10 protein-coding genes are annotated in these 13,304 nt (G+C 70.6%); 2 read left to right on the top strand and 8 right to left on the bottom strand.

The window, feature by feature from the left end; translation table 11 throughout:
- Positions 1-42: 42 nt before the first annotated feature.
- A complete protein-coding gene (locus ACZ4EG_RS01400; RefSeq protein WP_467789125.1) occupies positions 43-663 on the top strand; it encodes a hypothetical protein in 621 nt (206 codons plus the stop codon).
- Positions 664-693: 30 nt separating this feature from the next.
- Here ACZ4EG_RS01400 and ACZ4EG_RS01395 read toward each other — a convergent pair whose 3' ends face one another.
- The 5 genes from ACZ4EG_RS01395 to ACZ4EG_RS01375 all read right to left on the bottom strand — a co-directional run bounded on the left by ACZ4EG_RS01395 (position 694) and on the right by ACZ4EG_RS01375 (position 8,570).
- Positions 694-2,127, bottom strand: coding sequence for an aminopeptidase (locus tag ACZ4EG_RS01395; protein WP_467789124.1), 1,434 nt, complete (start codon positions 2,125-2,127; stop codon positions 694-696).
- An 84-nt stretch (positions 2,128-2,211) separates the two neighbouring features.
- Positions 2,212-2,601: a hypothetical protein gene (locus tag ACZ4EG_RS01390; protein ID WP_363295287.1), complete on the bottom strand. Its 390-nt coding sequence runs from the start codon at positions 2,599-2,601 to the stop codon at positions 2,212-2,214.
- Between the two features lie 112 nt (positions 2,602-2,713).
- Complete coding sequence (locus tag ACZ4EG_RS01385) at positions 2,714-6,457, bottom strand: ABC transporter ATP-binding protein (RefSeq protein WP_467789123.1); 3,744 nt, start codon at positions 6,455-6,457, stop codon at positions 2,714-2,716.
- A gap of 110 nt (positions 6,458-6,567) precedes the next feature.
- Positions 6,568-7,593 carry an esterase-like activity of phytase family protein gene (locus tag ACZ4EG_RS01380; RefSeq protein WP_453552588.1) on the bottom strand — a complete coding sequence of 342 codons (1,026 nt, stop codon included), beginning with the start codon at positions 7,591-7,593 and terminating at the stop codon, positions 6,568-6,570.
- A gap of 53 nt (positions 7,594-7,646) precedes the next feature.
- Positions 7,647-8,570 carry a serine hydrolase gene (locus ACZ4EG_RS01375; protein WP_467789122.1) on the bottom strand — a complete coding sequence of 308 codons (924 nt, stop codon included), beginning with the start codon at positions 8,568-8,570 and terminating at the stop codon, positions 7,647-7,649.
- 240 nt (positions 8,571-8,810) lie between these two features.
- Here ACZ4EG_RS01375 and ACZ4EG_RS01370 point away from each other — a divergent pair, with 240 nt between their 5' ends.
- A complete protein-coding gene (locus tag ACZ4EG_RS01370; protein WP_467789121.1) occupies positions 8,811-9,062 on the top strand; it encodes a hypothetical protein in 252 nt (83 codons plus the stop codon).
- Here ACZ4EG_RS01370 and ACZ4EG_RS01365 read toward each other — a convergent pair.
- The 3 genes from ACZ4EG_RS01365 to ACZ4EG_RS01355 are packed head-to-tail and all read right to left on the bottom strand — an operon-like array spanning position 8,994 to position 13,188.
- Positions 8,994-10,679, bottom strand: a complete 1,686-nt coding sequence (locus ACZ4EG_RS01365; RefSeq protein ID WP_467789120.1) for a thiamine pyrophosphate-binding protein — start codon at positions 10,677-10,679, stop codon at positions 8,994-8,996. The two genes, ACZ4EG_RS01370 and ACZ4EG_RS01365, sit on opposite strands and share 69 nt — an antisense overlap.
- A gap of 23 nt (positions 10,680-10,702) precedes the next feature.
- Complete coding sequence (gene speB, locus ACZ4EG_RS01360; protein ID WP_467789119.1) at positions 10,703-11,671, bottom strand: agmatinase; 969 nt, start codon at positions 11,669-11,671, stop codon at positions 10,703-10,705.
- A gap of 56 nt (positions 11,672-11,727) precedes the next feature.
- Complete coding sequence (locus tag ACZ4EG_RS01355) at positions 11,728-13,188, bottom strand: sodium:solute symporter family protein (protein ID WP_467789118.1); 1,461 nt, start codon at positions 13,186-13,188, stop codon at positions 11,728-11,730.
- Positions 13,189-13,304: the final 116 nt, after the last annotated feature.

Genomic DNA, 13,304 nt, shown 5'->3' with positions numbered 1-13,304 from the left:
CGTCGCGGGCCACGCTGGGCGGGGGTGTCTGGGGGAATCGCCATGCGTGGGAGACGGTCGGTGGGGGTGGTGTGCGCACTGCCGGTGCTGGTCGTCGCCCTGGTGGCGACGGGCTGCCAGCGATCGCAGGTCCCCGGCGAGCCCGTCGCGAAACCGACGCCCGCCCAAACCTCCGGATACGGCGTCCAGTTCCTCGCGGCCGACGAGTGCAGTTCCTTCGGCACGACGAGCTTCACCGAGGTCCCCTGCACCAGTGAGCGTGCGGCCGCCCGGGTCGTCGCCCGCTACGACGGCAGGATGGGCGACGGCCCCCTCTGCCCGGCCACGACCGACTTCGTGCTCCACATCAGCGAGCAGCGCCCGTCGAGCGACGAGGACGGCGACGGGACGATCCCGTCGGGCTACGCCTGTATGCGCAACCTCGAACCGCCGCACCCCGGCGACCCCGGCGGCGGAGGCGGCCCCCGCACGATCGTCGGCGACTGCGTCTACGGCTCCGGCGACGGCCAGGTCCGGGAGACGGCCTGCGACGGCTCGGGCAGACGGAAGCCGCAGTACAAGGTCGTCGAGGCGGTGGCCGGCCGCACCGAGTGCCCCGCGTCGACGGCCCTGTACGTGCAGCTCGGGGGTCCGGAGCCGGTGGGATGCGCACGGCCCGTGTGACATCCCACCGGTCCCCTCAACGGCACACTGCTACGGCCGCAGCACGGGCTCCCGCTCCACGTCGGCCCTGTCCAGCTTCGCGTCGTAGCGGGCCAGCGGCTTCGCCGCCGACGGGTTCGCCTGTACCGCGGGCGACGCGACCCCCGCCCACTCAAGGATCCGGGCCGTGGCCAGGGCCTTCTGGTCGGGCACCAGGCCCGCGACGTTCGCGCCGTGGTTCAGGCCGGGCGCGGTGAAGACGTAGGAGTCACGCGCGCCCGCGCCCAGCCGGAAGCGCTCCGAACCCCACGGGTCGTTCTGGCCGTAGACGAACAGCATGTGGTGGGCGCGGTGGCGGACCCAGGTGTCCACATCGCGCATGACGCCCGGCTGCCAGCGCATCGGGATCGAGCGCGGTACGAAGTTCCGCGGGGGCTGGTAGCCGTAGCGGATCAGGCGCTTCTCGATGTGCGGGAAGTGGATCGTGGGCGCGCCGAGCTGCGTACCGGCCTGGTAGTAGTACGGGGTGTAGGTCTCCAGGCCCTGGTCGGCGTAGGCGGAGAAGCCGGAGATCGTGTCGATGGAGGTCCAGATCTCGTCGTCGGTCGCCTGCGCCGCGTTCGCGGGGATCTTGTCGCAGTCGGACAGCAGGCTGTACTGCCAGAAGCCCCAGACGTAGTCGAGGACGACCGCCTCGTAGGCGCGGTCCAGGCCGCCGACGGTGGTGAAGGTGAGGCCGTTGCCGGCAGCGTACGCCTCGTACTTCTTCTCCAGGGGCGCACGGCGCACCAGCGCCTCCCGCTGGACCGCGTTCAGCCGGTCCCGGCACTCCTTGGTGCCGACGTTCTCGAAGAAGCGGTCGTAGGCCGAATCCTCTTTGTTCACGACGTCGTTGGGGGCCACGTACGCGACCACGCCGTCCATGTCGCGCGGGTAGAAGCGCTCGTAGTAGGTGGCGGTCATGCCGCCCTTCGAGCCGCCCGTCGCCAGCCAGTTGCCCGTGTAGAGCGGCTTGAGGGCCTCGAAGACGCGGTGCTGGTCGCTCGCCGCCTGCCAGATGTCGAGCTTGGTCCAGTCGGCGGGGTCGGGGCGGGACGGGGTGAAGAAGCGGTACTCCAGGGAGACCTGGTTGCCGTCCACGATCTGGGTCGGCTCGCGGCGGCCGGGGTTCGTGGAGACGTTGTAGCCGCTGGTGTAGAAGACCGTCGGGCGGCTGACGTCCTTGTGCAGCACGGTGATCCGCTGCTGGAACGTGCCCTTCGACGGGTGTCGGTGGTCGATCGGCTGGGTGTAGTTCAGGACGAAGTAGCGATAGCCGTCGTACGGCTTCTCCTGGATCAGGCTGATGCCCGGTATCGCGAGCAGCCGGTCCTTGATGTCGACGTCCGTGCCGCCCGTGGCGTCGGCGGCGGTGGCCGCTCCCGCCGTGCTCAGCGTGCCTAGGAACACCATGAGCGCGAGCAGCCATCTGAGCGCCTTGCGCATGCACACTCCCCTGTGAGACAGATGTGCGCCGGAAACTATCGGAGCAACATCCGTCACACCAGGGGTAATTGAGCTACCGCGGCCTCAGCACAGGATCCAGCCGGAACTCACCTTGCCCGCGCCCACCGAACCCTTCACCCATACGCAGCGGTGACCGGCGTGCACCGTCACCGGGCCCGCGCGGTACGCGAAGCGGCCCTTGTCGACGACCGGGCGGTTGCCGCGGGCCTGCACGCTGACCGACATCGAGCGCTTGGTCCCGGGATGGTCGGGCACGGTGACGGCGCAGACGTAGCCGTTGCTCCGGTAGACGAGCACGGTGCCGGTGGAGAAGGGCAGGGTCTTCACCTTGCGCCCGGTGCAGGAGCCGTCCGCCGCCTGGGCGCTGCCCGGTGCCACGAGCGCGAGCACCCCGGACGCGGCCAGCACGGCCGCGCCGAGCGCCAGCCGTCGGCGTATCGCACCACTGTCCACTGTCGTCCCTCCCGTACCGCAGACTTGCATCCATCGATGTACGTACTGATGTACGGACGCACGACATATGTCGGATGGTTGCACGACCGTCGGAAGTGCCCGCCCCCGGACGTCAGCGGGACACGCCCACCGGCTCCTCGGGTTCGGCCCGGCCCACGAAAGTGCGCCACAACTCCGCGTAGTGTCCGCCGAGTCGGAGCAGCTCCTCGTGCGTCCCGTCCTCCACCACCCGCCCGTGGTCCATCACCACGACCCGGTCCGCACGGGCGGCGGTGGTGAGGCGGTGGGCGACGACCAGTGTCGTCCGACGGCCGGCGAGACGGTCCGTGGCCTGGTTGACCAAGGCTTCCGTGGCCAGGTCCAGGGCCGCCGTCGCCTCGTCGAGGAGCAGGACGTCCGGGTCGACCAGTTCGGCGCGGGCGAGTGCGATCAGCTGGCGCTGGCCCGCCGAGAGGTTGCGGCCGCGCTCGGCGACCTCGTGGAGGTAGCCGCCCTCCAGCGTGGCGATCATGTCGTGGGCGCCGACCGCCCGCGCCGCCGCCTCGACCTGGGCGTCGGTGGCGTCGGGCCGGCCGTAGGCGATGGCGTCGCGCACGGTGCCCTGGAAGAGGTACGCCTCCTGCGGGACGACGCCCAGGCGGTGCCGGTACGACGTGAGGTCGAGCGCCCGCAGATCCGTGCCGTCGACCGTCACCCGGCCGCCCGTCGGGTCGTAGAACCGCGCCACCAGCTTGACCAGGGTCGACTTGCCCGCCCCCGTCTCGCCGACGAAGGCGACGGTCTGGCCGGCCGGGATCGTCAACTCGATGCCGCTGAGCGCCTCTTCGTCGGCGCCGTACGAGAAGCGCACGTCCTCGAAGGCGATCTCGCCCCTCAGCGAGCGGACTTCGAGCGGCTCGTCGGCGGGGCCGGTGGAGGTCGGCTCCCGGAGCAGCTCCTGGATGCGGCCGAGAGAGACGGTGGCCTGCTGGTAGCCGTCGAAGACCTGGGAGAGCTGCTGGACGGGGGCGAAGAAGAGGTCGATGTAGAGCAGATAGGCGACCAGTGCGCCCGTGGTGAGCGTCGCCGCCTCGATCCGGCCGGCGCCCGCGATGAGGACCGCGGCGGCCGCGACCGACGACAGCAGCTGGACGAAGGGGAAGTAGACGGATATCAGCCACTGGCCGCGGATCCGGGCGCGCCGGTAGGCGTCGCTGCGCTCCGCGAACCGCCGTCCGCCGTCCCGTTCGCGCCGGAAGGCCTGCACGATCCGCAGCCCGGAGACGGACTCCTGGAGGTCGGCGTTGACCACCGACACGCGTTCACGGGCGAGTTCGTACGCCTTCACGCTCGCCCGGCGGAAGAAGAAGGTGGCGACGATCAGCGGGGGCAGGGTCGCGAAGACGACCAGCGCCAGCTGTACGTCGAGCACCAGCAGGACGCCCATGATGCCGAAGAAGGTGACGACCGAGACGAACGCCGTGACCAGACCGGTCTGCAGGAACGTCGACAGCGCGTCGACGTCCGTCGTCATCCGGGTCATGATCCGGCCGGTCAGCTCGCGCTCGTAGTAGTCGAGGCCCAGCCGCTGGAGCTGGGCGAAGATCTTCAGGCGGAGGGCGTAGAGGACGCGTTCGCCGGTGCGTCCGGTGATCCGTGTCTCGCCGATCTGGGCCGTCCACTGGACGAGTACGGCGAGCAGGGCGAGCAGGGACGCCGACCAGACCCCGCCGAGGGCGAGCCGGGTGACGCCCTGGTCGATGCCGTGCCGGATCAGGATCGGCAGCAGCAGTCCCATGCCGGCGTCCACGGCGACCAGCAGCAGGCCGGCGAGGAGGGGCAGGCCGAAGCCGCGGAGCAGCCGGGTCAGCCCGTAGGAGTCCTCCGGCCGGACCGCCCTCGCCTCGTCTACGTCGGGGGTGTCGGTCGCCGGGGGCAGCGCCTCGACCAGGGTGAGGAGCTCGGGGGTGGCCGGGGAGTCGGCCAGCGCCTGGTCCTTGGGCCGGCGGTCGCCGGTCCACAGACGGGGGGTCACTGCGCGTTCGGCGTCGAACTCGGCGTCCAGCTCTTCACGGACGCTGGTGTCCTCGTGCGGCAGGGCGGGCTCGGCGTGGCCCGGGGAGACGCCGCCCAGCTCGTCGGGATCGGTGAGCAGGCGACGGTAGAGGGCGGATCGTTCCTGCAGTTCCTGGTGGGTGCCGATGTCGGCCAGCCGGCCGCCGTCGAGGACGGCGATGCGGTCGGCGAGGTTGAGGGTGGAGCGGCGGTGCGCGATCAGCAGGGTCGTACGCCCCTCCATGACCTGCTTCAGCGCCTCGTGGATCTCGTGCTCCACGCGCGCGTCCACCGCGGAGGTCGCGTCGTCGAGGACCAGCAGACGCGGGTCGGTCAGGATGGCGCGGGCGAGCGCGACGCGCTGACGCTGGCCGCCGGAGAGGGTGAGGCCGTGCTCGCCGACCGTGGTGTCGTAACCGTCGGGCAGCTCGGCGATGAAACGGTCCGCCTGGGCGGCGCGGGCGGCCTTCTCGATCTCCTCCTGTGTCGCGTCGGGGCGGCCGTACGCGATGTTGTTGCGCACGCTGTCCGAGAACAGGAAGGAGTCCTCGGGGACCAGGCCGATCGCGGCCCTCAGGGAGTCCAGGGTCAGCTCGCGCACATCGTGGCCGCCGACCAGGACTGCGCCGTGGGTGACGTCGTAGAAGCGCGGGAGGAGGAGGGAGACCGTGGACTTGCCGGAGCCGGAGGAGCCGACGACCGCGAGGGTCTCGCCGGGGCGGATCTCGAAGCTGAGCCCTTCGAGCACCGGGCCGGCTGTGCCGGGGGCGTCGCCGTATCCGAAGGAGACGTCGTCGAACTCGACCGTCGCGGGCGCGTCCGCGGGGAGGGTCTTGGTGCCCTCCTTGAACGTCGGCTCGGTGTCGATCAGCTCCAGCACGCGCTCGGTGCTCGCACGGGCCTGCTGGCCGACCGTGAGGACCACGGCGAGCATCCGGACGGGGCCGACGAGCTGGGCGAGATAGGTGGAGAAGGCGACGAAGGTGCCGAGGGTGATGTGCCCGCGCACGGCGAGCCAGCCGCCCAGCGCCAGCATCGCGACCTGGCCGAGCGCGGGGACGGCCTGGAGGGCCGGGGTGAACCTGCTGTTCAGCCGGATGGTGCGCAGCCGCCCGGCGAAGAGGCGGCGGCCGACCTCCCGCAGCTTCCCGGTCTCCTGGTCCTCCTGTCCGAAGCCCTTCACCACGCGTACGCCGCTGACGGCGCCGTCGACCACACCCGCGACGGCGGCGGCCTGGGCCTGGGCGTACCAGGTGGCGGGGTGGAGGCTGGTGCGGCTGCGCCTGGCTATCCAGCCCAGCGCGGGCGCCACGGCGAGGGCGACCAGGGTCAGCGGGAGCGACAGCCAGGCCATGATCACCAGGGAGATCAGGAACAGCAGGACGTTGCCGATGGTCATCGGCAGCATGAAGAGCAGGCCCTGGATCAGCTGGAGGTCGCTGGTGGCGCGGCCGACCACCTGGCCGGTGGACAGCTCGTCCTGGCGGCGGCCGTCGAGGCGGGTGATCGTGCCGTACATCTCGGTCCGCAGGTCGTGCTGGACGTCGAGGGCGAGACGGCCGCCGTAGTAGCGGCGGATGTAGGTGGAGACATAGACGAGGACGGCGGCGCCGATCAGGGCGCCGGCCCAGGGGGCCATGGAACGCCTGTGGTCGCCGATCACATCATCGATGATCACCTTGGTGATCAGCGGGACCAGCGCCATGACGGCCATACCGGCCAGCGAGGAGCCGAGGGCGAGGACCACGTCCTTCGGGTAGCGCCAGGCATAACCCACGAGTCGCCGTGCCCAGCCCTGTGTATCCCCCTGCTGCGCTGCCACGCCGGTGCCCTCCGTTGAAAACGATGTCCCGGAAGGCACCAACGCACACAGAAGCGGATTTCATCCCTCCGCAACACCCGGAAACGGCCGGACGCGTATCCGCAGGTGGGTCAGACGCGTATCCGCAGGTAGTAGAACCGCGTCGTCTGTGCGGCGTTCTGGTTGTCGTCGCTGACCAGCAGGACCTTCAGACGTCCGGTGTGGTCACGTCCCGTGATCGTCATGCCCTCGATGTTGTCCAGCAGGGGGTTCGGCTGGGGCTGCTTGGCCGTGGCGCCGAGGGACGGGCAGCCGGCGATGTCCGCGAGCAGGGTCTTCTTGATCAGGTGAACGTCCGGCTGCCCCGTCAGGTTCTCGACGCCGCTGGTGTCCGTGGCGTGGCTGAGGTCGGCCCGGTAGAGGCGGACGGTGTTGCCGACGCCCGCGGTGAAGCCGCGCTCCAGGACGAGAACGCGGCCGTCGGGGGTGGCCTGGACCTCGGGGACGCCGAGGCCGGCGTCGGTGCGGTAGGCGTACTGGGCGGCGAGTTCGAAGCGGCCGTGGTGACGCTTCCAGGTCTGGAAGCGGACGATGCCGGCGGAGTCCCCGGAGATCGCGTACTCCATGGAGGCGAGCAAGGTGCGGCCGCCGGGCAGCAGGGTCAGGCCCTCGAAGGTCTGGTTGCCGGTGGCGCGGCCGGCCGGGGCGACCAGCAGGGAGGACGGGACCGGGAGGCGGTCGAGGATCTTCCCGTCGCGGGAGTAGCGGCGGACGGAGGGCTCGGTCTCGGAGGTGATGAGCCGGGTGCCGTCCCGGTCGATGACGAGGCCCTCGGAGTCGAGGTCGGCGCCCTTCTCGTCGGCCAGGTGGACGGCCGAGGCCGGCTGGAGGGTCTTCGGGTCCAGGTTGAAGAGGGAGGAGCGGTCCTCCAGGGCGGCCAGCGAGCCGTCGCGGTCCATGGCGAGGGCGGAGAAGTTGCCGACGAAGGTGCCGTTGTACGTCGTCTTGTCGAGCGCGTCGGAGAAGCGGTCGATGGAGACGGAGGGCGAACAGGCGTTGTCCGCAACGGAGTCGGCACTGGCGGGCCCGGCGGCGGACAGACAAGTGGCCGCCGCCAGGCCGGCGGTGAGGGTGGCGAGTACGGTTCTCAGGCGCATGGGCGTCACCGTAGGGCGGCCCGATGACGGGCAGGAGACCGCCTCGTGAAGCGTCAGCCCTGCGGCGGCACCGCCACGAACGCCTCGCTCGGCGCGCTGGTCGGGGTGTAGCGCGTGACGGCGGACGTCGTCGGCACCAGGTCCTTGTGGATGGCCTTGGCCACGTTCTGGATGGTGGTGACGCCGTAGTCCATGGTGCTGTTGTCCTGCGTCAGCACCGTGATCATGTAGTCGTGGCCGGCGCCGTTGAAGGTGCCCAGGCTGTGCACCCGCCAGCCGTGCGTGGAGCGCTGCAGCCAGCCGTTCTTGACGTGCACGGCGACCGAGGAGGGCGCACCGGCGGGCGTGCCCCAGCGCTGCGACGAGATGACCTGGCCCATCAACTTCAGGATGTAGGCACGGGAGTTGTCGCTCAGCACGGTGTTCTTGGCGGTGATGAGCTTGAGCAGCTTCTGCTCGTCGGTGACGTTCTCCTGGGTCAGGCCCCAGTAGCCGTTGGCCCCCGGCGTGGTGTTCGTCATGCCGGCGGCGGCCAGGAAGCCCTTGATCTTCGTCATGCCCAGCTGCTTCCACAGCTTGCTGGTCGCGGTGTTGTCCGACTTGGTGATCATGGCGGTGGCGAGCGACTGCTCGGTGCTCGTCAGATACCGGTTGTGCTTCTTCGCGTCCCACAGCAGCGTGGCGAGGACGGTGACCTTGACCGTGCTGGCCGAGTCGTACGCGGTGGTGGGCCGCAGGGTACAGGTGGTTTTGGTGGAGCGGTCGTACACGCCGACCGCGACCGTGCCCTTGCGGTTCGCGAGCGCCGCCGTGATGTCCTTCTTCAGCTTGTCGGCCAGGCCCGCCTTGGCGGAGGTGCAGCTGACCGTCGGCGCCGCCGCGGCGGCCGGCGTGGCCGCGGCGATGCCCGGTATGAGCACTGCGGCGCCGACGGCGGCCGCCAGCACTCTGGCGCGTCTGGATGTCCGGTGAGTCATACCCGTGTTGACTCACACGTTCACCCGAATGGTTGTACGTGCGGAGCGTGTCGTTGGGCAAAGCCTTTGCAAGCCGTTGCCACACCTGAGCGTTTTCGCAGGAAGTCGCCAGGTTTGGCACAGCGCTCACCCACCGCTGTGCACGATGCGCCGTGTGACATCTGCCACCGATCCTCACCGAGCGGTGAGGGATTCGGTGGTGACTACTGGGAGTGGACGGCGCGCAGCGGTTGCCGTGACATGCCGCCCACTCTCCATGACAACGTCGGCTCCTTCGTCGCCAGTACCCGCGCCTGCTTCATCAACTGGGACCCGGTCGAGAAGCGGAACGTGTTCAACGGGGACTGGCGCTCCCAGTACTACGGCGACTTCGGCGGCCGTATCGACGGTGTGGGGCCGGGCGCCTGCCGATACGGCGTCCGTTCAGGCCAGATGCGTCGGCGCGAACATCCGCAGCACCGCCGGGAGCACGACCACCGACGGGCCGGGTGACGCGAGGGCCTTCGCCAGGTCCTCCTCCAGTGTCTCGGGGCTCGTGCGGGTACCCGGGACACCGAAGGACTCGGCGAGGGCCACATAGTCCGGGCGGGTAAGTTCCGTTGCCGTCGCCTGCCCGAACGCGTCGGTCATGTACTCGCGCAGGATGCCGTAGCCGCCGTCGTCGACGATCAGCCAGGTGACGTTCAGGTCGTACTGGCGGGCCGTCGCCAGCTCGGCGATCGAGTACAGCGCGCCGCCGTCGCCGGACACCGCCAGCACCGGGCGGGTCGGGTCGGCGGCGGCCCCGCCCAGCGCCGCGGGGAAGCCGTAGCCGAGGCCGCCGGCGCCCTGGGCGGAGTGCATCAGATTCGTGTCGCGCGGATCGAAGGCCGACCACGCCCAGTACGCCAGGATCGTCATGTCCCAGAAGGACGGGGAGTCGGCGGGCAGCGCCCTGCGCACCGACGCCAACACGCCCTGCTCCAGGGTCAGTTCCTGGGTAGCGATACGCCGCGCGACACGGGAGAGCAGGTCACGTACGCGCTCCGGCGCCGTCGGGTCCGTACGCTCCCGCACCGTCTCCAGGAGCGCCTGCAGCGCGAGGCGCGCGTCCGCGTGGATGCCCAGTGCCGGGTGGTTGGACTCCAGCTTGCCGAGGTCCGCCTCGACCTGGATCACTCGGCCGCGGGGCTTGAACGTGTGGTAGTTGGAGGAGAGTTCGCCGAGGCCCGAGCCGACGACGAGGAGTACGTCGGCGTCCTCCAGGAAGTCCGTGGTGTGGCGGTCCTCCAGCCAGGACTGGAGGGACAGCGGGTGCGTCCAGGGGAAGGCGCCCTTGCCGCCGAAGGTGGTGACGACCGGGGCGTCGAGCAGCTCGGCGAGCTGCCTCAGCTTGCCGGAGGCGTCCGCCCGTACGACTCCCCCGCCCGCGATGATCGCCGGACGGGCCGCATGCGACAGCAGGTCGGCCGCCACGGCGGTGAGTTCGGGGCGCGGAGCCGGCTCGTCCGGGGTCGCGTCGACCGCCGTCACGACCGGCAGCGAGGTCTCCGCCAGGAGCACGTCCTGCGGGATCTCCACCCACACCGGGCCGTGCGGGGCCGTCAGCGCCGACTTCCAGGCCGCCGCGATCGTGGACGGGATCTGGGAGTGGGTGCGGACCGTGTGGACCGACTTGACCACGCCCCGGAACGAGGCCGCCTGGTCCGGGAGTTCATGCAGATAGCCGTGCCGGCCGCCGCCGAGCCCCGCGGTGGGGACCTGGCTGCTGATGGCCAGGACGGGGGCGCTGGCCGCCGCCGCCTCCTGGAGCGCGGCCAGGGAGGTGAGGGCTCCCGGGCCGGTCGACAGCAGCAGCGGCGCGGCCTCGCCGGTGATCCGGCCGTATGCGTCCGCCGCGAAGCCCGCGTTGTTCTCCACGCGCAGGCCCACATAGCGCAGGTCCGAGCGGCGCAGGGCGTCGAACATGCCGAGGGCGTGCTGGCCGGGCAGACCGAAGACGGTTGTCGCGCCCAGCCCGGCCAGGGTCTCCACGACCAGGTCCCCGCCGTTGCGGCCGGGGGGAGGGTTCAGCGCGGCCTCCGTCTGCGCGGGCGTCGGGCGGAGCACCAGATCGTGGTCGTGCGTCACTGCTCTCGGTCTCCTAAGGAGCGTCAGGCGTTGCGGGCCGCCGCGATCTGGCGGCTCATGATGGTGGTCAGTTCGTACGCGGTGTGCGAGGCGGCCACCGACGTGATCTCCGCGTGGTCGTACGCGGGGGCCACCTCGACGACGTCCGCCGACACCAGGTTGCACGACGCGAGACCGCGCAGGATCTCCAGCAGCTCGCGGGAGGTCATGCCGCCGGCCTCCGGCGTGCCGGTGCCGGGCGCGTGCGCCGGGTCGAGGCAGTCGATGTCGATGGAGATGTACAGCGGGCGGTCGCCGATGCGCTGGCGCAGCTGGTCGGCGACCTCGTCGGCGCCGCGGCGGTAGATGTCCGCGGAGGTGACGATGCCGAAGCCCATCTTCTCGTCGTCGGTGAGGTCCTGCTTGCCGTACAGCGGGCCGCGGGTGCCGACGTGGGAGAGCGCCTCGGTGTCGAGGATGCCCTCCTCGACCGCGCGGCGGAACGGGGTGCCGTGCGTGTACTCGGCGCCGAAGTAGGTGTCCCAGGTGTCGAGGTGGGCGTCGAAGTGGAGCAGGGCGACCGGGCCGTTTTTCTTCGCGACCGAGCGCAGCAGCGGGAGGGCGATGGTGTGGTCGCCGCCGAGGGTCATCAGCCGGGCGCCGGTGCCGAGCAGCTCGTCGGCGGCGGCCTCGATGGTGTCCACGGCCTCGTTGATGTTGAACGGGTTCACGGCGATGTCGCCGCCGTCCGCGACCTGGGCGAGGGCGAAGGGGGAGGCGTCCTGCGCAGGGTTGTAGGGGCGCAGCAGCCGGGACGCCTCGCGGATGGCGTTGCCGCCGAAGCGGGCGCCCGGCCGGTACGAGACGCCGGAGTCGAACGGCACGCCCACGACGGCGACGTCGGCGGTGCCGACCTCGTCGAGGCGGGGCAGCCGGGCGAAGGTCGCGGGACCCGCGTACCGCGGGATGCGGGAGGAGTCGACGGGGCCGCGGGGCGTCTCGTTGCTGCTCATACTGAAATGCCTTCTTTCTTGCGCTTGGTCGCGCATGTACTTCTTGTCATACGACTCTACTGGTGAGCCGGGACCGGTTCGGACACGAGTTCAGGGGACCGCCCGGCCAGCCGCTCGCGCCAGGTGGCGAGGACGGCCGCGTCGGTGGGCTTCGTCACCAGGGAGCCGGCGACGTAGGCGACGAGGGAGGACAGCAGGCCGTAGTAGACGGGCTCATTGGCGAGGATGCCGTATCCGGCCATCAGGCCGACCACCGCGAGACCGCCGACGATCACGGAGGCGAGGGCGCCCTGGACGGTGCCGCGCCTCCACATCAGGCCGCCGAGGATCGGGACGAGCAGCCCGCCGACGAGCAGGTTGTAGGCGACGGTCAGCGCCTCGACGACGTTGTCGAGGGCGATGGCGGTGCCGATCACGGCGAGACCCATGAGCAGGATGAAGGCGCGGTTGCCCTTGACCTCGTCGTGCTCGTCCCGGGTACGGCGCACGGCACCGCGCAGCCGGGACCAGATGTCGTTGTTGGCGACGGTGGCGCAGGCGATCAGGGCGCCGGAGGACGTGGACATCACGGCGGCGAGGGCGGCGGCCAGTACCAGTCCGCGGACGCCGACGGGCAGTTCGTCCTTGACGATCGTCGCGAAGGCGTCGTCGGCGTTGCCGAGCTTGGGGTACAGGACCCGGGCGGCCGTGCCGATGACGGCGCCGGCCAGGGCGTAGACCAGACAGTAGGTGCCCGCGACCGTGCCGCCCCACTTGGCCGTCCGGTCGCCGCGGGCGGTGAAGACGCGCTGCCAGATGTCCTGGCCGATGAGCATGCCGAACGTGTAGATCAGCACGTACGTGAAGATCGTCTCGCCGCCGATGCCCAGCGGGTCGAAGTACTCGGTGGGCAGCTTGGCCTTCATCTCGGAGAAGCCGCCGGCCTTGACGACCGCGATGGGCAACAGGAGCAGGAGCACGCCGATCGTCTTGACCACGAACTGCACCATGTCGGTGAGGGTGATCGACCACATGCCGCCGAGCGTGGAGTAGGCGACGACGATCGACCCGCCGAGGATGATCGCGACGGTGCGGTTCATGTCGAACAACACGTCGAAGATCGTGGCGTACGCGATGGTCGAGGTCACCGCGAGCATCAGGGTGTACGCCCACATGACCACGCCGGAGATGACGCCGGCCCGGCCGCCGTAGCGCAGGTCCAGCATCTCGGAGACGGTGTAGACCTTGAGGCGGGCTATGCGGGCGGAGAAGAAGACGGAGAGGGCCAGCAGACCGAGGCCGATGGTGAAGACCATCCAGGCGCCGGAGAGGCCGTACTTGTAGCCGAGGCCCACACCGCCGATGGTGGACGCGCCGCCGAGGACGATCGCCGCCATGGTGCCGGAGTACATGGCGGGCCCGAGGCGGCGCCCTGCCACCAGGAAATCGCTCTTGGACCTGGCGCGGCGCATGCCCCACCAGCCCATGGCCAGCATGCCGGCGAGATAGACGACGATCACTGTGTAGTCGACGGCCATGAAGGGCCCTCCTTCGCGCACATTCCGGTGGCGTGTCGTGCAGTTACGTGGGGGGTTCCTGGGAACAGGGACGTCGGCAGCGGATCGCGGGGACATCCGCCCGTACCCGCGGCTGC

The organism is Streptomyces sp. NPDC025638 (assembly GCF_055558775.1).
This window is presented reverse-complemented; position numbering and strand designations above follow the sequence as displayed.